Genomic DNA, 22284 nt, shown 5'->3' with positions numbered 1-22284 from the left:
CACCAAAAAATTGGCGCGATTATAGCATCTTGGTGCTGTGGAGTTTTTTAGCTATGAAAGTTAGCTGTACGCTCTTTTTGCCGCAGTGCAATCTTTCCTGAATCTGCAGCGGTAAAAGCGAAAAGTCGAACAAACGCTTTTCAGAAGAAAGCTGTGCCGGCCATCCTGATCCGGAAGTCGAACGTGGTCAGATCAAGCCGACCAAGGCTACCAGCAGCACCGGCGGGGTGATCACCAAACCGACTTTCATATAGTCGCCCCAGCCGATCCTGACACCCTTTTGTGCCAGAACATGCAGCCAGAGCAGGGTGGCGAGAGAGCCGATCGGCGTCATCTTCGGTCCGAGGTTGGAACCCAGGATGTTGGCGTAGGCAAGCGTCTCGCTGCCGACATAACCGACCTGGTCGATGGCGATATCCATGATCATGATGGTCGGCATGTTGTTCATCACCGAGCTCAGCCCTGCCGCCAGGAAGCCGGTGCCGATAACCGCGACAGCTTCTCCCTGCGACTGGAGAGAGGCTATCCATGAGGCGACGATGTCGGTCAATCCGGCGTTTTTCAGCCCGTAGACCACGACATAGAGGCCGATACTGAACCAGACCACCTGCCATGGGGCCGCTTTGATCGTCATGATCGGTTTGGTCGCCCTGTAGTGGTTGGCCAGCAGCAGAAAAAGGAGCGCGCCGCCGAGGGCAAAGAGCGAGACCGGCAGATGGTAGTAGTCGCCGATAAAGTAACCGGCCATCAGGAGGGCCAGAAAGTACCAGCTCAGTTTGAACATGGTTTTGTTTTTAATGACGGAGGCCGGGGATGCCAGTTCGGAAACATCAATCGTTCTCGGGATATCTTTACGGAAGTAGATAAAGAGCACGATAATCGAAGCAATGATACTGAGGGCATTGGGCAGGAACATCGCCTTGGCATACTCCCAGAAGCCGATGTCGAAATAGCCGGCTGTTACGATGTTGGTCAAGTTGGAGATGACGAAGGGGTTGGAAGCCGAATCGCCGATGAAGCCGCCCGCCATCAAAAAAGCAAAGACGGCGACAGGGTTCATCTTGAGGTGTTTCATCTTCGCCAGCAGGATCGGGGTGAGGATGAGCGCGGCGCCGTCATTGGCAAAAAATGCGGCCACGATCGCACCGAGCAGCAGGATGTAGATGAACATCAGGTAGCCGTTTCCCCGGCTGAAGTGGGCCATCTTCAGTGCGGCCCACTCGAAAAATCCGATCTCGTCCAGCACCATCGAAAGCAGGATGATGCCGATAAAGGCAAGGGTGGCATCCCAGACGATGGCGGTGACGGTGAGGACATCGTCAAATGTGACAACACCGACAAGCAGGGCGACAACAGCGCCGGCTACGGCAGAGGTGCCTATCTGAAGTCCTTTCGGCTGCCAGATGACAAAAAGAAGGGTAATGAGAAAAAGAGAAAATGCTAAAACCATGGGAACCTCAAAAAATTGTAGCAGCAGTATAGCGACTAATCATCATTATATCAATACATCTTGATGTATTTACTATGCCTTGCTATACTTTCAGCTTCAAAAGGATCAGGATATGGAAGATTTTTTACAAACGATCGGCGCTTTGAATGACGAGACACGGGTACTGATCTTGCGCTTTCTCGATGAGCACGGTGCCCTCTGCGTCTGTGATCTGCAGAATTCGCTCGGGATGATCCAGTCAAGACTGTCGCGCCACCTCAAGATACTGAAAGAGGCGGGATTCCTGCGGGTTGAGCGTAAAGGGACCTGGGCCTATTACAGTATCCGCTCGCCGCTTGACCGTTTCCGTCTGCAAGCCATCGACGAGATCAAATACCTCGATATCAAACTGCCGCCTCTTAAAAAAGAGTGCGGGCTAAACTAGGAAGACAATGCGATTTTTACTTATATTGTTATTGGCTCTAAGCTCACTGAATGCCGCATCGATAGGCTGGCAACGTAACTATGAGACGGCGCTTGCCAAGGCGAAAAGTGCAGAGAAGGCGTTGATGGTCTACCTCTACCTTCCGAACTGTAATACCTGCAACTATATGAACAAGAATGTATTTAACGACAAAAAGGTCATAGACTATATCAATAAGCACTATATTGCAGTCAAGCTTTACCCCAACGATAAAAGTCTGCCTGAAAAGCTGCAGTCAGAGGTCTCCCCCGTTTTCTATCTGATAAACCCGCAAAACGCCGAGATGATCGAATCGGTCATGGGCGGCAAAAACGCGGAGAAATTTTTGGAACTGCTCGAAGAGAGTTTTGATACCTACAAAACGCAGACCGAACCACAGTAGACCGTTGGGGACAATGACTACCGGACAGAGGCAGCTAATCGGAAGAAGCGTTATAATAGGGAAAATAAAGGCTGAAAATGTATTTGAGTAAACAAGCAGTGTACCCCGTTTTTGCAGAGGGTGCCATAAAACCGTTTAAGTACTAAATCATGCTGCAAATTTCAACGCATGTAAATATCCCGGATAGCGAGATCGAGATCAAGGCTATCCGCTCACAGGGCGCAGGCGGGCAGAACGTCAACAAGGTCTCTACCGCCATCCATCTGCGTTTCGATATCGCTGCCTCGTCGCTGCCCGAACACTACAAAGAGCGCCTGCTCGCCCTGAGTGACCACCGTATTACCAAAGAGGGGATCATCAACATCAAGTCGCAGGGGTCCCGGAGCCAGGAGGAGAACAGAGAGGAGGCTCTCGCACGGCTGAAAATGCTGATCCAGAGTGTCAAGACGACACAGAAAAAAAGAAAAGCTACGAAACCGACGAAGAGTTCACAGAAGAAGCGCCTCGACAGCAAGACAAAACGGGGCAAGATCAAAAAGATGCGGGGGAGATTCAAAGGGAGCGAGGGGTGAGCCTTCTTCGTTTCTGTCGTAGAAGCGAAGAGAGCATCACCACGCTGCTAATGGCCGCGTGCTCCGTATTGGTACCGTGTCCCTTCATTAGCATCTGTCGTCTGCACCGGTTCCGGTTCTTCGGAGGCGGTACAGCCCAGCTCCTCAAATTTCTCCTCTGTCATGCTTGACAACTGGCTTTCGAAGATCCTCAGTTTTTGTTTGATCTGGTCTGAGAGGACGACCATCTCGTCATAAAGGCGCTGTGCCAGCTCCTTTTCGGCATCACTGGCTTTTTTTTTCATGCCGAGCAACCCGCCGAAGCCGCCGGACCGGTTGTTAAAGTAGATCTGATATATCTTGGTAAAATGGTCATTGAACGTTAGCAGTAGACTTTCCATCTCATCGAGCTGCATGCGGCTGTTCCCGATGGAGAAGAGCATCGCCTCTTCATAAAACCATTTTCCGAATGCCGTATCGGTAAAGTTGGGCTTGAATTGGCTTTCGTCGACATTGAGGCCGGAAACCAGAAGTTTGAGCGAGTTGAGCATGCGGATATGCGATGTTCGGGCTTGGTGTAAGCGATGGATGCATTTTTCTTTGAGCATGATATTTGTACCTCTTGCTAATATGGGTGAAATTATCAACATTATACCTCCGGAAATGATACCTGAAGCGAAAAGACTGGTTAAATAATAATCAAAACTGTGCTTAAAGAAGCTCTACCAGCTCATAAAGGGTCTTGATTCGGTGGGTAGCACCGCTGAAGTCGTGTGAAAGGGTGAAGGCGTTGTGGACAACAACGCAGTCTATTCCCGCATTGACCGCCGAGCGCAGTCCGCGCTGCGAGTCCTCGACGACGACCGCTTCGTGCTTTTTGCCCCCGAAGAGTTCGAGCCCTTTCAGATAGGGGTCGGGGTGCGGCTTGGAGCGCCCATACTCGCCGCTGCAGAGAACGAACTCCATAGGATCGGCGATGCCGCGGCCGGCATGAATCAGTTCGAAGTCCTCGCGCCGTGCCGAGGTGACGATGCCCATGCGGTAGCGATCCTTCAGTGCATCGAGCACCTCTTTGACCCCCTCTATCGTTATGTCTTCACTTTTGAGGTAGTGCTGATAGAGGACGTTGCGCCTGTCGCGGGCGGCTTCGATGCCGGCACTGTCATAGCCCGCCTCCTCGGCCAGCAGAAAGGCGCTCTGGCCGTTGACCATGATCTCGCGGTAACGCTCTTCATCGAGAGTGATGCCCATTGTTCCAAGGATCTCGACGTTGGCCCTGAAGTACCACTTTTCGGTTTCCACCAGTACACCGTCGTTGTCAAAGAGTATGTACTTTTTCATGGGGGAATTATACCTTTTTTCGGAAGCCGATACGCCTTATTTCTCTTCTGTTCAAGCCATGTCAGGAAACCCGTTAGGGCTGAAGCCCACTGATCGTTTTTCCACTTTATTTTGTGAAAAGCACTTTTTAATTCTCAATCAAATATAATAATTATTAACTGTAGTACAAATCCCGCTTTCCATGTCACCGCAGTTCAACACATTATGATTGGAAGAGAAGCTATGCCAGATGCCGATAGTTACAACTTTTTTGCACTTATCGAGGGAATGGAGAGCACCTTCTTTTTCTATATACGCAATAGAGAGGGGAAATACCGTTACATCAGCCCTTCCCAGCACTCTATTTTAGGGTACAGAGAAAAAGAGTTTGCGGAAGTATTCAACGCCTTTTTGAAAGATGCCGAGGCCGTTGCGGGAGGTGTGGGGAAGCGCGGCAAAGTCGATGCGACAAAGCTGTCTTATGAGGGGGAACTTGCTCACAAAAACGGTTCGCAGCGGAGTTTGAAGATCTATGAGTACCCTTCTTACGATGCAGAGGGGGAGATCATCGCACTGCAAGGCCTTGCTGAAGATATTACGCCGCGTAGAGAGCTCGAAGCGTCCTTGCGCCGCAATGAGACCTTTTTCAAACAGGTACAGCAGATGGCGCAGATCGGTTCATGGTTTCTGGATATCAGAGCAAACCGGCTGCAGTGGTCGGAGCAGGTCTATCGGATCTTTGAACGTGACCACGAGGACTTTGAAGCATCCTACGAGGCTTTTCTGACGAATATCCATCCCGACGATTTCGAGAGTGTCAACAATGCCTATATCCGCTCCTTGGAAGAGAAGAGCCCTTACAGCAGCGAACATCGGTTGCTTATGCCGGATGGTCGTATCAAATATGTGCACGAGGAGTGCGAGACATTTTTTGACGAGAGAGGTGAACCGATCAGCTCATTCGGAACGGTTCAGGATATTACTGTGATGAAAGAGCTTCAGATCGAACACGAGATCAATCAGGAGCTGATGTTTCAACAGTCCAAGATGGCGCAGATGGGGGAGATGATCAACAGTATTGCCCATCAGTGGAAACAACCGCTTCACCAGATCAATTCGGTTTTGCCTGCGATCGAAGAAGATTTTGGAAGCGGGACCCTCAGCAGTGCGTCATTGGCAGCGAAACTTGATGAAATAGAGATGCTTACCGGCCATATGTCCCAGACGATAGAGAGTTTTCAAAACTTTTTTCATCCGAATAAGCACAAAACGGTCTTCAGTGCAGCTGATGCCTTGGCGAAAGTATTTACGCTTTTTGGAAGTGAATTTGAACGTGTCAAGATCAGGCGTGAACTCAGTACGCACAGTGACTTTTTGATCGGCGGCTCAGAGAAAGAGTTTGTGCAGGCCATACTGAGCATAGTGCAGAACTCAAAAGAGTGTTTTATTCACCGGAATATCCACGAGCCAAAGATAATGATCCGAATCGACACCATTGATAACAGGGGTATTGTGACCTTGACGGATAATGCCGGCGGCATTCCTGATGAGTACGCCGACAAGATCTTTGACCCCTATTTTACAACCAAACGCAAAGGGCATGGAACGGGACTGGGGCTGTATATAGCCAAGAAGCTTATTGAAACGGCTTTGTGCGGTACACTTTCCGTTAAAAACGGAATCGAAGGTGCCGAGTTTATTATAGCGTTGCCGCTGAAGGGGTAAGGGTATGAACTACTGTTATACCAATGTTTCTATCCTCTATGCAGATGATGCGACGAGTGCGCGAAATCATTATGCAGAATTCCTGGGGCGCCTTTTTTACGACGTTTACGAAGCCTGTGACGGTGAAGAAGCCTGGCAACTGTATGAAAAACACCGTCCGGATATTGTACTGCTCGATGTCGAGATGCCAAAGATGAACGGACTGGAAGTCGCTGAAAAGATCAGGAAGAGCGATGGCGAGACACGCATTATCATCGCAACAGCCTATGTCAATGAAAAACGGCTGCTCCAAGCGGTCGAACTGGGGTTGACCCGTTTTTTGCCCAAGCCGTTTGGACGCAAGATGATCAAAGACACACTGGAAAAAGCAGTGCTCGAGCTCGATAACAGACACTACATCGACCTAGGTAGCGGCTACAGATGGAACAGTTCCATGCATGAACTGGTCTATGGAGGAGAATGTGTCAGACTGACATCCGGCGAGCGCACACTGCTTACGCTTTTATGCTCCAGGCCGGGGCTTGTCTTTTCAAACTATACCATCGAACTTCATTTATGGCCGATTCAAAATGATGACGATACCGGCCCCAGAATCAAGGCGCTGATCAAACGTATTCGTAAAAAGCTTCCAGACGGTTGTATTGAGAATATTTATGGAGAGGGGTATCGCATCAACATCGCCGGCTGAGGTATATATAACTTCTTATAATAAAATTACCTCTCATTTCTGTCACTTTTTTGTCACTTTTTTCTTTTATCATATTTGAAAAATTAATATAGAAAGAGGAATATGAGATGGAAAGACCTACGCCGATCAATGAAGCCGTCAAGCTGGACAAATACAAGTACATCATGAGCCGCACCGATACAAAAGGGACGATAGAATTCGGAAATGACTACTTTTTCGAGATATCGGGCTACACGCCTAACGAGCTGATCGGACAACCGCATAATGCGATACGTCATCCTGATATGCCGAAGGTGATCTTCAAGCTGATGTGGGACCGTCTTAAACAGGGGAAAAACATCTTTGCCGTCGTCAAAAACATGGCTAAAGACGGACGCTACTACTGGGTCACGACCAAGTTCGAGATCAAGAAAGATTCGTTAGATGGCTCGATAAAAAGCTATATGGCGTACCGCCAGGCGGCCAAACCGCAAGCGATCAGCGCCATCAGCAAGCTCTACAATGAACTTCTGGATATTGAAAAAAACGGCGGTGTGGAAGCATCTGAAAAGTACCTCTCGGGCTATCTGGACTCCAAACGCCAAACATACGATGAGTTTATCGACGACCTTATCGGCAACAAAGGCGCCTTCAAGCTCTTTTTTAACGCTATGGCCAAAATGTTTGGCGGAAAGTAAGAGGGGGTGCCGGTGCAACGATACAGCTGTGTACTGGCAAAAAGGAGCGTCTTCCAGCTAAAGGGTAGTTGTGTCTCCAATGCCTAGCGGTAAGCAGAAGCTGGATGCGACCTGCTTTGAGTCTGTCTTTAATCTGATGCCGAGCCCCTGCATCATCACGGACGGCAGTCGAATGCTCCGGGCTAACCGGGCATTGCTGGAGTTTATCGGTTTTGATTCCAATGAAGCTTTTTTTGAACGTTATCAGTGCGTTTGCGAACTTTTCAAAGAGGCGCTCAGCTATCTCTCTTTTTGCAAAGGTGAACGGTTATGGGTGGAGGAGATTCTCACCGAAACAAAGCAAGATTACAAGATCATGATCCAGCATGGAAGCGAGACGCGCATATTCCTTCCTAAAGTACAGGCCTATACTTACGCTGATACAAAGCAGTATATTGTCGTTTTGGAAGATGTTACCTCTGAGGACAGGCTGCAGAACAGACTGCTGCAAGAGTATAAAGAGGCGGTGGACAGAAGTGCGATCGTCTCCAAGACAGATCCCCATGGGGTGATCACCTTTGTCAATAAAAAGTTCTGCGAAATCTCGGGTTACAGTGAAGGGGAACTTATTGGCCAGCCGCACAATATTATCAGGCATCCCGATATGCCTGCCGCTGTTTTCAATGAGATGTGGCGCACGATCTCCGAGAAAAAACCTTGGTCGGGCATTGTCAAAAACCGTACGAAAAGCGGCGGAACCTATTATGTCGATACGGTGATCAACCCTATTATCGACTGCAAAGGCAATATTGTCGAATATATCGGCATACGTCATGATATCACAGCGATCGAAACGGTAAAAAGCAATCTTTACGTCGAGATAGAAGAGACTCAGAAAACACTCTTATATAGTCTGGGGGAAATTGGTGAGCTCCGCTCCCGCGATACGGCAAACCATGTAAAACGGGTTGCAGAGTACTCCAGACTGCTTGCCATCAGGTCCGGACTCGACGAAAGCGAAGCCTCCATACTTCAGCTTGCCTCACCGATGCACGATATCGGGAAAATAGCGGTACCGGATGATATTCTCAACAAAGAGGGATATCTTACGGATACCGAGCGCAAGATCATGCAGACACACTGCGAGTACGGCTACCACATCTTGAAAAACTCCGACCGTCCCATTCTTAAAGCCGCTGCCATCGTGGCTCACCAGCATCATGAGAAATGGAACGGAAGCGGTTATCCGAAAGGGTTGAAAGCCGAAGAGATCCATATTTACGGACGTATCACTGCCGTTGCTGATGTCTTTGATGCACTCAGCACGGCCCGCTCCTATAAAGAGCCCTGGCCGGACAGTGAAATCTTTGCCTACTTCAAGGATAACCGCGGGACCTATTTTGACCCTCGGTTGATCGATCTTTTTTTTGAAAATCTTGATGAGTTTCTTTCGATCAGAGAGCTGTACCGCGAATAGCCGGTGTCACCGCTTTTTAGAACAGGGTGCTGCTCTAATGTACAAAGGTATAGTTGGATCTTCCCGCTTTAGGCGGGAGGATGTATAAGAATTATAAAATCGACTGCAGCAGCCAGCTCCGCATACTCAGGCTTCCGTGCTCCATCCCCTCATAGACAAAACGGTTCTCATCGTCGTCAAACGACGCGCCCGCCACATAGAGCAGCGGGATGTAGTGTTCGAGCGTCGGGTGGGCGAGTCTGGTGTAGCGGTTTCTGTTCTCCACATCGATCAGTGCCTCGAAGTCACGTTCGATGATAGCCTTTTTGACATAATCGTCGAAGTCGACGGCCCACTTGACGGCAGGGGCCTCTTTTGGCATGCGGGCCTCCTGCAGGTTGTGCGTGATATTGCCGCTGCCGATGATCATTACCCCCTGCTCGCGCAGGGCTTTCAACCTCTTTCCGACCTCAAAATGTTCGCGCAAAGAGAGGCCGCGATGGATACCCAGCTGCATGACAGGGATATCCGCATCGGGGAAAAGGTGCACGAGAACGCTCCACGCCCCGTGGTCAAGTCCGCGATCCTTCACCTGCAGAGGGGTGAAGAGTTTGTTGAGTGTTGGCAGCAGAAAGGCGGCGTTCCCAGCCGGGTATTGCACCTCCTCCAGCGCCTTTGGAAAGCCAAAAAAGTCATATTTCAGATCACTGTTTTGATGGACCGAAACGCCGAAATAGGGCGGCGTCCAGTGCGCGGAGACCACCAGGATGGCTTTGGGCTTTTCCAGACTTTTGCCCAGTTCACGCAACGAATGGGTGAAAGCGTTGGTCTCGATGGCATTCATCGGACTGCCGTGGCCCGCAAAAAGGGCGGGCGCTCTATGTACGGGATGGGATGTGGCGGGTAAAGGCATGGCAAGGCCTCCTAGGACGAAGGTGAGCAGTCTCAAAAACTCTTTTCGTGTCATGGCACCCTCCTTCTTAGTGTAATTACACTAATTATAGCACTTTATCGGAAACAGGGGAAACAGGCCGCTTGCTATCGGCTCTCCTCCTGCGGTTCCCAGCCGCCGCCGAGGGCTTTGTAGAGGGTGATCTGATTGGCGATCAATGCGTCGTTCTGGGCGATCAGGTTGATCCGTGAGCTCAGCAGGGCGCGTTTGCTCGCGACCACTTCCAGGTAGGTGCCGTAGCCGCTGTCAAAACGCTGCTGAGAGTGCATAAGGACCTTTTCAAGGGCCTCGGTCTCTTCGTTGAGTGCGAGCAGTTTTTCACGGGTGCTCTCGATCTTTATAAGCGCGTCATAGACCTCTTTGAAGGCGTTTTTGACCGTCTTGGCGTAGGTGATGACCGCGGCATCCTTTTTGGCTTCGGCGATCTTGATGCTGTTTTCGATGCGACCGAAATCGAAGATCGGAACGTTCAGGGAGGGACCGAACCCCCACATGCCGGCAGACGATTTGAGCAGGTCGCCCAGCTCCGTGCTGCTGAAGCCGGCCGTGCCCGTCAAAGAGATCGAAGGGAAATAGGCGGCTTTGGCGACGCCGATCGTCGCATTGGCCGCACGCATACGCTCCTCTGCCGCCCGGATGTCCGGGCGCTGTTGCAGCAGGTTGGAGCTTAGCTGCTCGGGAATTTCAAGCGGCATTGCGAGGGCAGTTGCCGTCGCCACGTCCTGGTTGAACATCGCATCCGGTGAGCGGCCGATCAGAACGGCGAGAGCGCTCTGCGCGACGCGCTTCTCCTCTTTGTAGGTCGCCAGCTGCAGCTTGGCATTGGCATAGATAGAGTGGGCCTGTTCGAGGACCAGTGCATCGATGACACCGTGGTCGTATTGGCGGCGGCGGTAGTCGTAACTCTCTTTATAGGCCTCGACCGTTTCGGCCGTCACCTTGATCTGGCGATCGAAGGTGATCAGGGCAAAATAGAGCTCGGCGACACTGCTGATGAGCGAGATGCGGACGGTCTCCATGTCCGCCTCGCTGGCGAGCATCTCGGCACGGGCCGAGGCTTCCATATTGCTGTATTTGCCCCAGAAGTCGAACTCGTAGGCGGCCGAGAGGGAGAGGTCGAAACTGTTGTAAATGAAACCCGAAAAAGGCGAGAGGCTCTCACCGCTCGTCTTCTGACGGTAGGCCGATGCCGAGCCGTCGATGGTCGGGTAGCGTTCCGCGTTGCTCAGGCCGAGCGTGGCCCTGGCGAGCGTTACGTTGCTCAGGGCCAGTTTCAGATCGTCGTTGTTGGCAAGCGCTTCGGTGATGAGGGTATTGAGCCGTTCATCGCCGAACTGCTCCCACCACTTAAGGTCGACGGGTGAAGAGGCGTTGATATCCGAGAGTGTTGCCGGCATCGCCTGTTTGCTTATCTCAAGCTTCGGCGCCATAGAACAGCCGCTCATCAGCAGAATGGCCGTAACGGAGAGCAGGATACTACTTCTCATCTTGGGCTCCTTTTTTGGCAAACTTATCTTTCGATCGCATGATCAGATAGTAGAATAGCGGGATAAAAAAGATCGCGATCACGGTGAGTACCACCATCCCGCTGACAACGGTCGTACCGATGATATGGCGGCTGTTTGCGCCGGCGCCGGTACTGATCGCCAAGGGCAGCGTCCCGCCGATAAAGGCGAGCGAGGTCATGACGATCGGACGGAAACGGATACGTGCCCCTGCGACAGTAGCGTCATAGAGTGAAAGCCCTTCGCGCAGTTTCTGCTGGGCAAATTCGACGATCAGGATCGCGTTTTTGGCGGCAAGCCCGACGAGGGTGACCAGACCGACCTGGAAGTAGATATCGTTCTCAAGCCCGCGCAGCATGACGCCGAGTGCGGCGCCGAGCAGGGCGAACGGAACGGTCATCAGGACCGCAAAAGGGATACTCCAGCTTTCATAGAGCGCGGCAAGGACCAGGAAGGTGAAGATGATCGCAAAGATAAAGGTGTTGTTCCCCTTTTCCGCCACCTTCTGCTCCTGGTAGGCCGTACCTGCCCATGCCGTGGTGTAGCCCTCAGGAAGCACCTCTGCGGCAACCTCCTGGATAACGCGCATGGCATCGCCGGAGCTGTAGCCCGGTGCCGGCTGTCCGGAGATCTGTCCGGCGGTGAACATGTTGAAGCGCTGGATCACGCTCGGGCCGACGACCCGTTCGGTCTTGACGAGGGAGCTGATCGGGACCATCCCGCCGTTTTCGGAGCGAACGAAGATGTAACGGTAATCTTCGACACTGTCGCGGAACTCCGGGTCGACCTGGACGTTGACGTGATAGACCCGCCCGTAGAGGTTGAAGTCGTTGACGTAACCGGTGCCGAAGGTCGAGCCGAGGGTGCTGTAGATGGTGTCGATGTTGACGCCGTAGGCCTTGGCCTTGTCCCGGTCGATGGTCAGGCGGTACTGCGGTACGCCGGTTTTGAGGGTGGTGCGTACCATGGTGAGTTCCGGTCTTGCATTGGCCTTCTGGACGATCTCGTTGATGTAGGCGTCAAGCTGAACGATCTCGCCGCCGGTACGGTCCTGAACATAGAGTTCAAACCCGCCGGTGGCGCTCATACCCCTGATCGGAGGCGGGTTGACCGCCAGGACAAAGGCCTCTTTGTTCTGGGAGAGTTTCCCCATCAGGGCCCCTGATATCGCCTGGGCACTCTGGTTCGGCTCCGGACGTTCCGACCAGTCTTTGAGGTGGGTGAAGCCGATGCCCGAATCGGATTTGAATGCGAAGGTGACGAGGTCGATACCCGCCATACCGCCGAAATCCGAGGTGTCGGGGTGTGCAAGGATCGTGTCGGTCACCGCTTTCTGCACCTCGGTTGTTCTCGAAAGCGACGCGCCCGGCATCAGGTAGGAGAGAACCATCAGCACCCCTTTGTCCTCGTTGGGCACCAGGCTGCTCGGCAGCTTCTGCACCGCCCAGACCGCCGCAGCGATCATCAGACCGAAGATCAGGATGTTGAGCACGGCATATTTGAGCACCTTCTTGACACCGGCCGTAAAGCCCCTTGTCAGGTAGTCGAAAAAGGCGTGGAACTTGCGGACGAGCCAGAAGGGTTCAGGCTCATGTTCGCGCAGGAAGACGGCGCAGAGTGCCGGTGTCAGGGTCAACGCCACAATACCGGAGATGACGACGGAGATAACGATGGTGATGGCGAACTGCTGGTACATCAGACCGCTGAATCCGCCGACAAGTGCGGTCGGGATAAAGACGGCGGAGAGGACAAGAACGATGGCGATGACGGGACCGGTGATCTCGCGCATCGCTTCGACGGTGGCATCCTTGACGCTGATGCCCTCTTTGTCACGCAGGATCCTTTCGACGTTCTCGATGACGACGATGGCGTCATCCACCACCAGACCGATGGCGAGGATGAGGGCAAAAAGCGTCAGCAGGTTGATGGAATAGCCTGCCATATAGAGTCCGGCAAAAGCGCCGAGCAGCGAGACCGGGATCGCCAGTACCGGGATGATGGTCGCGCGGAGGTTGCCGAGGAAGAAGTAGATGATGACAATGACGAGAAGGATCGCCTCGGCCAGGGTCTTGAGCACCTCTTCGATCGAGGCCTTGACAAACTTGGTGGTGTCGTAGAGGGTATGCTCACGGACATCTTCAGGGTATTTTGTCGCGGCCTCTTCAAGGGTTTTGTCCAGCGCGGCCGAGACCTCCAGGGCATTGGCACCCGGTGCCAGGAAGATACCGGCGACGGCCATCGGTTTTTTGTTGTAGAGGGCATTGAGCATGTAACGTTCCGCACCGAGCTCCACACCGGCAATGTCTTTGAGGCGAAGTGCCGAACCGTCTGGGTTGGATCGGACGATGATGTTGCCGAACTCCTTGGCGGTTTTGAGACGCCCTTCCGTCAGCACCGTATAGGTATAGACCTGTTTGGAGGCTGTCGGTTCGTCACCGATCTGCCCGGCACCGATCTGGACGTTCTGGCTGGCGATGATATTGACGATCTCGTCGACAGTCAGGTCGTAGGCTGCAAGTTTGTCGGGACGGATCCAGACGCGGATAGCGTACTCCTTGCTGCCGAACAAAAAGGCGTCGCCGACGCCGTTGATGCGCTTGATATCGTCGAGGACGTTGATCATGGCGTAGTTGTTGAGCCAGAGTGCGTCATGTTTTTCACCCTCGGAGGTGAAGGCGATGACGCGCAGCATGTCCGGGGAGCGTTCGCGGATGCTGACACCCTGCCGGCGCACCGCTTCGGGTAGCTTGTTCAAAGCGACTTGCACGCGGTTGTTGACGTCGACATTGGCATCAGCGGGTTTTGTCCCGGTCGCAAAGGTGACGGTCATCCGCAGGATACCGCTCGGAGAGGCTGTCGAGGTCATATAGATCATGTTCTTCGCGCCGTTGATCGCATCTTCAAGCGGCGAGGCGACGGTCTTGGAGAGCGTCTCGGCGTCAGCACCGGGGTAGACGGCCTGGATCGAGATCTGCGGCGGCACGATACTCGGGTATTCCTGTACCGGCAGCCCCTTGATGGCGATCAGCCCCGCGAGGACGAGTATGATCGAGAGGACCGATGCGAAAATCGGGCGGTCGATGAAAAACTTGGAGAACATCTCTATTCCCCCTCTCCGTTGATTGTCTTATCGATCGCAACGGCAGCGCCGGGACGGACACGGAAGAAGTTGTTGACGATGACCGTATCGCCGGCGTTGAGCCCTTTTTTGACGATGAAGTTTTCGCCGGAAGCGTCACCGAGGATGACCGGACGTACGGCTGCTTTCCCCTCTTCGACAATGAAGACGATTGTCCCGAGCGGGTTCTGAAGGATCGCCTTCTGTGGAACCGTCAGGGCGCCGTTACGTACGATCCCCTCGACCTTGACCCGTCCGAACGACCCCGGAACGAGGCTGCCCTTTTTGTTCTCAAAGAGGGCACGTGCCTGGACGCTGCCGGTCTTTTCGCTGATGACGGGCGCGACATAGTCGATGCGGCCGGTCGCGTTCACCCCCTTGACGCTGAGCGTCGCGGTCAGCTTCTTCTGAAGAGATGTGTCCCAGCTGCCGTCAGCGTGTGCCTCCTGGGCTTTGATGAAATCGGTATCGGGAATGGAAAACTCGGCATGGATCGGGTCGGTCTGGGTGATAGTGACCAGCGGGGTCCCAGAGGAGACGACGTTGCCGAGGTCGGTCGCTTTGATGCCGGCGATACCGCTGATCGGCGCCCTGACATCGGTGTAGTTCAGGTCGACTCTGGCCGAAGCGAGTTTCGCCTTGGCTGCATTGACCTCGGCGACGGCTGTTTCGTACGAGGAGAGGGCGGCGTCATACTCTTTGAGACTGATCGCCTTGTCTTTGTAGAGTGACTGGGCGCGATCCCAGTCACGCTTTGTCTTGGTCAGTACCGACTCCTGCAGGGCGAGGTCGGCCTGGCGTTCGCGTACCAGTGCGGCGTAGATATCCGGTTCGATGCGGTAGAGCAGCGTCCCTTTCTTGACGTAGGAACCCTCGGTGAACATCTTTTTCTGCAGGACGCCCGAGACCCGAGAGACGACGGTCGCGCTGCGGATGCTTTTGAGGCGGGCAGGGTACTCCAGCGTGATGGGCATCTGCGCCGCAGGCGGGACGACATAGACGTCGACATGGGTAGCGGCAGGGGCTTTCGCCTCCTGAGCCGAGAGCGGGCTGAGCGCGGCGACGGCCAGCAAAAGTGTTGAGATAATCTTATATTTCATGGTGTTTGTCTCCTGTTAAAGTGCATTGTTCGACGGTGTTGCTGATGGTTTCGAGGATGCGGAAAAACGTTTCGATCTCCTGCGGCGTAAGCTGTTCGTAGATGGCATCGTTAAAGCTCTTCGCGATCGGGATGACCTCGTCGAGCACCTTACGCCCCGCATCGGTCAGCCGGACATATTTGATGCGCCGGTCGGCCGTATCCTCGTCGCGGGTGATAAGCCCCTTTTTCTCGAGTGCATCGAGCGTTCGACTCACTGTCGGTTTGGCCTTGGCGAGCATCTCCGCGATCTTGGACTGGGTCACGGCCCCGTCTTCGCTGATCATTTTCATTGCGGCGAACTGTTCGGGAGCGATGCCGTAAGGCTCGATCGCCTTGGAAAACATGGCATGGATCCTGTTGCCGATGGTGTTAAAACGAAACCCGATCGAGTTTCTAAGCTTGTACTCCATAGAGTACTCCTTTGAGGGCATATTAGTTAGCTATGCAACTATTACATAAGTAATATTTCGTTAGACTTAAATTTTCAGATTAATAGAGTAATAGCACTAAAAAATTTGGGTTAAGCATCTAGCCGCCGTGCTCCGTTATATGAAACGGATGCAGAAGGTGTGGATGCCATGTTCATAGCGGTAGTCGAGGGTGAAACCGTGGGCGCTCACGACGGTGTCGACGATGTAGAGCCCCAGCCCCGTTCCGCCGTCGCTGTGGTGTTCGCTGATAAACGGCTGCAGGTACGCCTCGATAGGCTGCGGCAGTGTGTCGGCCCGGTTGCTGATGCAGATCTGCGTCGGCTCTATAGTGACCTTGACCGTCTTGTCGGCGGTGTATTTCAGGGCGTTGTCGAGAAGGTTGGAAAGGGCGCTGACAAAGAGCTCGCTGTCGACGTCGATCTGCACCTCTCTTTGGGCATTGATCTCGATACGGCTCTTCTGGGCGTTGTCGAGGTAGAGGTTGGTGATGGCTTCTTGAATCAGGGCGTAGATCTTCCGCCTCTCTTTTTGGCGGTTGCCGCTCTGAAGTTTTTCGATGCGGGCAAACTGGTTGATCAGGGAATCCATGCGGTTGAGCAGGGTGTCAAGGTAGCGTACCTCCTCGCCGGGTTCCATCATCGCCAGGGTCAGTTTGCCTTTGGTGAGCGGGGTCTTTAGCTCGTGCATGATGTTGCGCAGGAAGAGCTGACGGGAGGATTGGAGCTGAACGATCGTCTTGACGGCGTCGTTGAACTCGTTGGCGATCGTACCGATCTCGTCGCGTCGGGTGCTGGCGGTGTCGACTCCGTTGTCACCCCTGGCAAAACGGCGGATCTCCTGCGTGAGGCCCTTCAGGGGCAGAAGGCTCCGTCTTAGGGTGACGTAGAGTGCCGTCAATCCGGCAAGCAGCAGCAGAAAGATAAGGTGCAGTCCGGCGAAGGTATCGGCTTTGCGGCTGTCTTTGACCAGGAAGTCGTCATGCGGGATCAGGGACTTGAAATAGTAGGTATCGTCATCGATGTAGAGGGCAAAAGGGGCACGGTGCCGGGGCTCTTTTCTTGGTGCCGGCAGCAGCTTGGCGGCGGTGGGCAGGCTGCCGGCCGGCAGCAGCTCGAACTGCGCCTCTTCGAGCTGTTCGGCGCGTTGGGAGGCGGAGGCGGCCTTGGTATGGTGAAGCAGGCGCATCAGCTCCATGCCGCGCTGGCTCTCGAGGCGGTGTTCATGCAGGGCAGTGTTGAACCTGAAAAAGCCGAAAAGCAGCAGTAGCATCAGCAGGGCAAGGCCAAAGAGGAGGTTGAGTTTGAAGAAGATGGAGTGGCGGTTCATGCTTACTCCGTAAACTTGTAGCCGACGCCGCGGATGGAGCGGATGAAGAGTGGTTTTTTCGGGTTCTCTTCGATCTTATGGCGGATGCGGCTCATCAGCACGTCGATGCTGCGCTCGGAGCTCTCCCACGAGATGGCGTTGACGTTGTTGGCGATGAAGTCGCGGGAGATCACTTTCTGGGCGTTCTTGATGAGGAGTGAAAGCAGTTCGTATTCTGCCAGCGTCAGCTCAATCGGAACACCGTCTTTGGTGATGCGCATCCGTTCGCTGTCGATGGCAAAACGCGAAGGCTTTTTGGCCAGGCTGCCGGCGTAGCGGCGGATATGACTCTGAATACGGGCGACAAGTTCGCGCGGTTCGTAGGGTTTTGGCAGGTAGTCGTCTGCGCCGTAGTCGAGTGCCACGACCTTGTCGGCAAGATCATGGCGTGCCGATGAGATGATGATGGGGATGTCGCTCTTTTTGCGGATTTGCCGGCACACCTCAAGCCCGTCGAGCTGCGGCAGGGTAAGATCGAGCAGTACGATGTCGTAGGACTCGATGCCGAAGGAGTCGATCGCGCTCAAAGGGTTCTCGTAGGCGATTACCTCCATGCCGTAGCGCTCGAGAAAGCTTTTGAGCAGCGTGGTGATCTCTGTATCATCTTCTATCAGCAGTACTTTTGTCATCTTTTATCGCATTGGTGGTTTCATTTTACCCATTGTACCACGATCGCAGCCGTTGTCCCTGCGTGACTGGCGCATCTCTTTGCGAAGGGCTATGAACTGTCTCTTCTGTTCATCGTTTAGAACCGACATCATCTGTTTTCGGGTCTCATCGCGGAGCTCATCCATCTGATCCATCAGCTTGATACGCTCGTTTCTGGACTCTTTGCGGATCGTCTTGATCTCTTTCTCCTGGGCCGGTGTGAGGTTGAGTTCGTCGAGCATCATCCTGTCGGGTCCGGGATGGCCCATATAGGCAAAAGCGCTGACCGAGGTCAAAAGCAGTCCGATCAATAGTGTACGTTTCATGTTGTATCCTTTTTACGGTGTATGATAAAGAGTCCTCTTTATCTTTCATAATGATAGAGCGGGTTTGTAAGCGGTTGCTCAACGGCGTGTTAACGTATGTAAACAAGAAGGATGTTGACAGGGAAGGTTCTCTATCTTGCAGGAAAACCCTGTTGTCGGGGGATTTATGAGGGGATGCCCTTATCTCCCGCAGCACAGCAGATCAAATGTTGACCGGTGTATCGGTGCAGGCCCTGCTCTTATCGTGCAGCAGATCGCCAAACGCTTTGCCTGGGAGCGGCGGACTGCAGTAGTAACCCTGAAAACAGCTGCAGCGGTGCTCGTGCAAAAAGGCGTACTGTTCGGCGGTCTCGACCCCTTCTGCGATCACGTTGAGATGAAAACTGTGTGCGATGGTGATGATGGTCCTGATCAGTTCGGCATCGTCGGCATTGGTCTGAATATCCTGGGTAAAGGACTTGTCGATCTTGAGTGTCGAGAAGGGGAGCTTTTTGAGGTAGGAGAGCGACGAATAACCCGTCCCGAAATCGTCAATGGAGATGCCGATATTATGCGCGCGAAGCTGCCGCATCTTTTCGGAGACCTTTTCAAGGTTGTCGATGATGATCGACTCGGTTAGCTCAAGTTCGAGCTGGGCGGATTTGATCCCGCTTCGGCTGATGGCATGCAGCACTTTGTCGAAAAAGGTCGTCTCATTAAACTGCTTGCTGCTTACATTTACCGCTATCTTGCGTAGATGTGTGGCCGCTCCCAGCTCTTTTTGCCACTGGGCAAACTGCTCGCAGGCCCGGTTTAGAACCCATTCCCCGATTTCAATGATGACGCCGCTCTCTTCGGCGATGGGGATGAACTCATCGGGGGTGATTCTCCCCAGTTTCGGGTTTTCCCACCGCAGCAGGGCTTCGGCCCCGATGACGTTGCCGGTCGCAAACTCGATAATAGGCTGAAAATAGAGCTCAAGCTCGTTGGCGGAAACGGTAGAACGCAGGGCATGGTCGATTCTAAGGCGTCTTTTTATCATTCTGTCCATCTCCGGACGGTAGAAGCTTGTACTGCCCCGCCACTCTTTTTTGGCCTGGTACATCGCCATATCGGCATGCTTGATCAGATCTTCGGTCGTGCTGTTGTCATCATCCGTTATCACCATGCCGATACTCGCTGATGTGGAAAGCTCATGCCCCTGCAGAATAAACGGCTCTTCCAGTGCCCGGTGGACTTTCTCGGCAACGTGTTCCGCTTTGCCGAGAGCCGGTATCGGCTCGGATCCGAGGTCGGGTAGAAGGATGACGAACTCGTCACCGCCGAGACGTGAGAGGGTGTCCTCGTCTCTTAGTATGCTTTTTAGCCGCTTGGCTGTCTCGATCAGCAGCTGGTCACCGACCTGATGCCCCAGGGAGTCGTTGATGTTCTTGAAATGGTCGAGGTCGAGAAAGAGCATTCCGGCAATAATATGATGGCGTTTGAAGCGGCCGATCTCGTGATGGATCCGCTCTATCAGAAGGGTGCGGTTGGGTATATTGGTGAGGGCATCGTAGTAGGCCTGATGCTGGATCTTCTTTTGATCATTCATCCGTTCGGTGATGTCGGAAATGATGGCGATGCCGCCGATCACATGGCGGTTTGCATCAAGAACCGGAGAGGTGCGCATGCTGATCCACGTCTCTTTTCGCTTGTATTTGGTGCGGTACTCTCCTTCGTAATAACCGCCGCTATCGTCCATAACGGCCTGAATTGCAGGTAAAATACGCTGGTCCGGGAGCTGTTTCATGTCCAGTCCGATAAGGGAATCCGGCGGCGTATCAAGAAAATCAGAAAACTCCTGGTTGATCTCCAGTATTTTCAGGTCGCTATCGTAAAGAAAGATGCCCGCGGGTGCTTCACGAAAAACGGTTTCAAAACGTTCCGCCGTCAGGTCGCGCTCCTCTTTTGCTTTTTCATACATAAGATGCGATTTGATCACTTTGAGATGGTTTTCGTTAAAACGTTTGGAAATAGTCAGAACAAGCGCTATAAACATGACGATGAGCAGAGCGGTCCAATAGTGCAGTTCGGTGCCTTGCAGCAAAAGCTGGATGAGAAGGGGAACCAGCAGCAAAACAAGAAAGATACGTATCGCCGTCAATACCGATGCAAGGCTGCTTACCGCGCCTGCACTTATGCCGGCGAGTACAATGATGAGCATTGCCTGATGCATAATGCTTTCCGGCGTAAAAAGCACAAAAGAGGCACTTGCCCAGAAGATCGCCGACACAGTGACACCGGCAAGAAAAAGCTGTTCCCAGTATTTGACCGTGTACTTTTCTCTGTGGTGTCTGAAACGCAGGGACGAGTAGTAACGAAACAGGCTCACGCTTAATACGGCGATAACCCATATCAATATCGTTGCATGATCAATGACGCTCCAAAGCGCCATGCTCAGCACAAAGGCGTTGACAATAACGGCAAAAGAAGAGAATCCCAAATGGTCGTAGGCAACGGTGATCATCTCGGCTTTGATCTGTGTCTCGTCTGTGCTCTCTGCTGGTGTGAACATCTGTGCTCTTTCAATAGTTGTTTGTTTTTTTATCTAAAATACTCTAAATGCATTGACGTCTGTATTAACAGGAAAAGTTGACTGGATATTCGGCTTGCTTATATAGACAATAGGGGGAATGATACTCTGAAAATAGTTCAGATACGTTGATTTTGCAGCCTCTATCAGTGAGTCGTAAAGGGACTGCTACATTCCGCGTCATTGTTGGCATGGACGGCAAGATCGCAATGCTGGGTCAGTTTACGGTTATCATCGGCCAGCCAAAATCAGGCGCTGCTCTTTACACGCTCGAGGTGCATCTTCGTGACGTCAAGCATCGGAATGACGCCAGAGGCTCTGATGTTCAAACCCGTTGCTAGCTGCTTGCCGACTTCCTGCACCCCTGTCGTTTGGGTGCCTCGTGATGTCGAGAAGGGCATAGCCTTTTTAGGGGGTGACGACGATGTAGACGATTCGTTCACCCTGTATCGCCTGCATAAAATAGATCCCGTTGTAACGGTAGTACTGCACGCCGTCGATCGTTACGGTGTAGGTGCCGTCGGGCAGAGTGTCGACAATGTCACCGGGCTGGTAGCGCTCATAGGCTTCGGGTGCTTCCACTACGCGGTAGGCCCGGTGATGGATATCCCAAACGTAGTAGACATCGGCATAGTAGTAGTAGGTGCTGCCATGGAGACTGAAAACGGTGTACCCCGGCGGCAGTACCGGCACGATGAGCCCTATCGGCGGCACAATGACGACAAAGCCGCTGTCATGATGGCGGTAGTAGATGCCGTCCGAGTAGTAGAAGAGCAGGCCGCCCAGGGTGAGGGTCATGGCCACTTTCGGTATGGTACGGATGACATAGCCCGGACGACGGTGGGGCGGCAGCGGTTTGGTCTTGGGAGGTATCCAGTGGTGAGGGCGTTCTATCCTCTTGAGTTCTTTTTGAACAGGGGGCCGTTTGCGCTTGACCTCTGCTTCCTGCTTTACGATGCGGTGGACCGTCTCCGGTGGTCTATTGATCTTATAGCGTACCTCAGGTGTCCGCTCCTTCGGTGTTTTCGAAAGGCGTTGATGTGCATCTTTGTCACGGTCAGTCCGTTTGAGACCTGCACTTCGTTTCACCTCCGTGTGTTTACCGTAACTCTCTTTTCCTCCAGTATGCCCGGACTCTGCAGAGAGCATCCCTCCCGAGAGTATCACTGACAATGCGACCGTCGCCATTTTGTTATAACGCATCTTATTCCCCCTTGATACAGTGTCTTTTAGTATATCTTAAACCGTTACATATGATACCGTGCTTTTGTGATAAGAAAAAAAAGATGCTTCTCTTTTTCGGACCAATTCTATCATCGCAGTGCGGGTACCACTGCTGTTTTTTTTGTTCTGTATTCAGAAATTGGCTACAATGAATAAAACCAATTGAGGGTTTGTTTCATGCTAAATAGTTTACATAACGAATTGAGTAAATTGGAACTTCAGTACCATGAACTCAGGGGTGTTAATAACGGGACAATTATTCTAGAAGCTAAATCGCTCGCCGGTGAAGGTGTGATGGAAGTCATGTATATTAAAGAGTTGGCAGACAAGTT

Annotated in this window: 21 protein-coding genes; 8 read left to right on the top strand and 13 right to left on the bottom strand. The window is 52.8% G+C overall.

Features of this window, described 5'->3' with window-relative positions:
* Nucleotides 1–187: 187 nt before the first annotated feature.
* Nucleotides 188–1450 carry an arsenic transporter gene (locus WCY20_RS13785; RefSeq protein ID WP_345975960.1) on the bottom strand — a complete coding sequence of 421 codons (1263 nt, stop codon included), beginning with the start codon at nt 1448–1450 and terminating at the stop codon, nt 188–190.
* Nucleotides 1451–1562: 112 nt separating this feature from the next.
* Here WCY20_RS13785 and WCY20_RS13780 point away from each other — a divergent pair, with 112 nt between their 5' ends.
* The 3 genes from WCY20_RS13780 to arfB all read left to right on the top strand — a co-directional run bounded on the left by WCY20_RS13780 (nt 1563) and on the right by arfB (nt 2867).
* On the top strand, nt 1563–1874 hold the full coding sequence (locus tag WCY20_RS13780) for a metalloregulator ArsR/SmtB family transcription factor (RefSeq protein ID WP_345975959.1): 312 nt from the start codon (nt 1563–1565) through the stop codon (nt 1872–1874).
* Nucleotides 1875–1881: 7 nt separating this feature from the next.
* A complete protein-coding gene (locus WCY20_RS13775; RefSeq protein ID WP_345975958.1) occupies nt 1882–2295 on the top strand; it encodes a thioredoxin family protein in 414 nt (137 codons plus the stop codon).
* 149 nt (nt 2296–2444) lie between these two features.
* On the top strand, nt 2445–2867 hold the full coding sequence (arfB, locus tag WCY20_RS13770; protein ID WP_345975957.1) for an alternative ribosome rescue aminoacyl-tRNA hydrolase ArfB: 423 nt from the start codon (nt 2445–2447) through the stop codon (nt 2865–2867).
* A 47-nt stretch (nt 2868–2914) separates the two neighbouring features.
* On the opposite strand, the gene WCY20_RS13765 is transcribed toward arfB, so the two are convergent.
* Together WCY20_RS13765 and WCY20_RS13760 are read right to left on the bottom strand one after the other, a co-directional pair.
* Nucleotides 2915–3454, bottom strand: a complete 540-nt coding sequence (locus WCY20_RS13765; RefSeq protein WP_345975956.1) for a hypothetical protein — start codon at nt 3452–3454, stop codon at nt 2915–2917.
* Between the two features lie 103 nt (nt 3455–3557).
* Nucleotides 3558–4187: an HAD family phosphatase gene (locus WCY20_RS13760; protein ID WP_345975955.1), complete on the bottom strand. Its 630-nt coding sequence runs from the start codon at nt 4185–4187 to the stop codon at nt 3558–3560.
* 222 nt (nt 4188–4409) lie between these two features.
* Between WCY20_RS13760 and WCY20_RS13755 the strand changes: the two genes are divergently transcribed.
* The 4 genes from WCY20_RS13755 to WCY20_RS13740 all read left to right on the top strand — a co-directional run bounded on the left by WCY20_RS13755 (nt 4410) and on the right by WCY20_RS13740 (nt 8712).
* Nucleotides 4410–5891, top strand: a complete 1482-nt coding sequence (locus tag WCY20_RS13755) for a PAS domain-containing sensor histidine kinase (protein ID WP_345975954.1) — start codon at nt 4410–4412, stop codon at nt 5889–5891.
* 4 nt (nt 5892–5895) lie between these two features.
* Nucleotides 5896–6579, top strand: a complete 684-nt coding sequence (locus WCY20_RS13750) for a response regulator transcription factor (protein WP_345975953.1) — start codon at nt 5896–5898, stop codon at nt 6577–6579.
* Nucleotides 6580–6686: 107 nt separating this feature from the next.
* Entirely contained in the window at nt 6687–7256 is a 570-nt protein-coding gene (locus tag WCY20_RS13745; protein ID WP_345975952.1) for a PAS domain-containing protein, read from the top strand.
* A 79-nt stretch (nt 7257–7335) separates the two neighbouring features.
* Nucleotides 7336–8712 carry an HD domain-containing phosphohydrolase gene (locus tag WCY20_RS13740; RefSeq protein WP_345978278.1) on the top strand — a complete coding sequence of 459 codons (1377 nt, stop codon included), beginning with the start codon at nt 7336–7338 and terminating at the stop codon, nt 8710–8712.
* A 91-nt stretch (nt 8713–8803) separates the two neighbouring features.
* Here the strand turns inward: WCY20_RS13740 and ygiD are convergent, their stop codons facing one another.
* The 9 genes from ygiD to WCY20_RS13695 all read right to left on the bottom strand — a co-directional run bounded on the left by ygiD (nt 8804) and on the right by WCY20_RS13695 (nt 20710).
* Nucleotides 8804–9658: a 4,5-DOPA dioxygenase extradiol gene (gene ygiD, locus WCY20_RS13735; protein ID WP_345975951.1), complete on the bottom strand. Its 855-nt coding sequence runs from the start codon at nt 9656–9658 to the stop codon at nt 8804–8806.
* 71 nt (nt 9659–9729) lie between these two features.
* Nucleotides 9730–11130, bottom strand: a complete 1401-nt coding sequence (locus WCY20_RS13730; RefSeq protein ID WP_345975950.1) for an efflux transporter outer membrane subunit — start codon at nt 11128–11130, stop codon at nt 9730–9732.
* Entirely contained in the window at nt 11120–14248 is a 3129-nt protein-coding gene (locus WCY20_RS13725; protein ID WP_345975949.1) for a multidrug efflux RND transporter permease subunit, read from the bottom strand. The genes WCY20_RS13730 and WCY20_RS13725 overlap by 11 nt, the downstream gene beginning before the upstream one ends.
* A 2-nt stretch (nt 14249–14250) precedes the next feature.
* Entirely contained in the window at nt 14251–15366 is a 1116-nt protein-coding gene (locus WCY20_RS13720) for an efflux RND transporter periplasmic adaptor subunit (RefSeq protein ID WP_345975948.1), read from the bottom strand.
* On the bottom strand, nt 15356–15817 hold the full coding sequence (locus tag WCY20_RS13715; RefSeq protein WP_345975947.1) for a MarR family transcriptional regulator: 462 nt from the start codon (nt 15815–15817) through the stop codon (nt 15356–15358). Before WCY20_RS13715 ends, WCY20_RS13720 begins: the two co-directional genes overlap by 11 nt.
* A 135-nt stretch (nt 15818–15952) precedes the next feature.
* Nucleotides 15953–17164: an ArsS family sensor histidine kinase gene (locus WCY20_RS13710; protein WP_345975946.1), complete on the bottom strand. Its 1212-nt coding sequence runs from the start codon at nt 17162–17164 to the stop codon at nt 15953–15955.
* A gap of 2 nt (nt 17165–17166) precedes the next feature.
* A complete protein-coding gene (locus WCY20_RS13705) occupies nt 17167–17832 on the bottom strand; it encodes a response regulator transcription factor (protein WP_345975945.1) in 666 nt (221 codons plus the stop codon).
* A gap of 3 nt (nt 17833–17835) precedes the next feature.
* Complete coding sequence (locus tag WCY20_RS13700; RefSeq protein ID WP_345975944.1) at nt 17836–18177, bottom strand: Spy/CpxP family protein refolding chaperone; 342 nt, start codon at nt 18175–18177, stop codon at nt 17836–17838.
* A 202-nt stretch (nt 18178–18379) separates the two neighbouring features.
* Nucleotides 18380–20710, bottom strand: coding sequence for an EAL domain-containing protein (locus tag WCY20_RS13695; RefSeq protein WP_345975943.1), 2331 nt, complete (start codon nt 20708–20710; stop codon nt 18380–18382).
* A gap of 152 nt (nt 20711–20862) precedes the next feature.
* Here WCY20_RS13695 and WCY20_RS13690 point away from each other — a divergent pair, with 152 nt between their 5' ends.
* A complete protein-coding gene (locus WCY20_RS13690; protein ID WP_345975942.1) occupies nt 20863–21069 on the top strand; it encodes a hypothetical protein in 207 nt (68 codons plus the stop codon).
* A 67-nt stretch (nt 21070–21136) separates the two neighbouring features.
* On the opposite strand, the gene WCY20_RS13685 is transcribed toward WCY20_RS13690, so the two are convergent.
* Entirely contained in the window at nt 21137–21931 is a 795-nt protein-coding gene (locus WCY20_RS13685; protein ID WP_345975941.1) for a DUF6515 family protein, read from the bottom strand.
* Nucleotides 21932–22284 lie beyond the last annotated feature (353 nt).

The organism is Sulfurimonas sp. HSL3-7 (genome assembly GCF_039645985.1).
Classification (GTDB): Bacteria; Campylobacterota; Campylobacteria; order Campylobacterales; family Sulfurimonadaceae; genus Sulfonitrofixus; species Sulfonitrofixus jiaomeiensis.
Note: the sequence above shows the minus strand (reverse complement) of the source record. Positions and strands in the feature narration are given on the sequence as shown.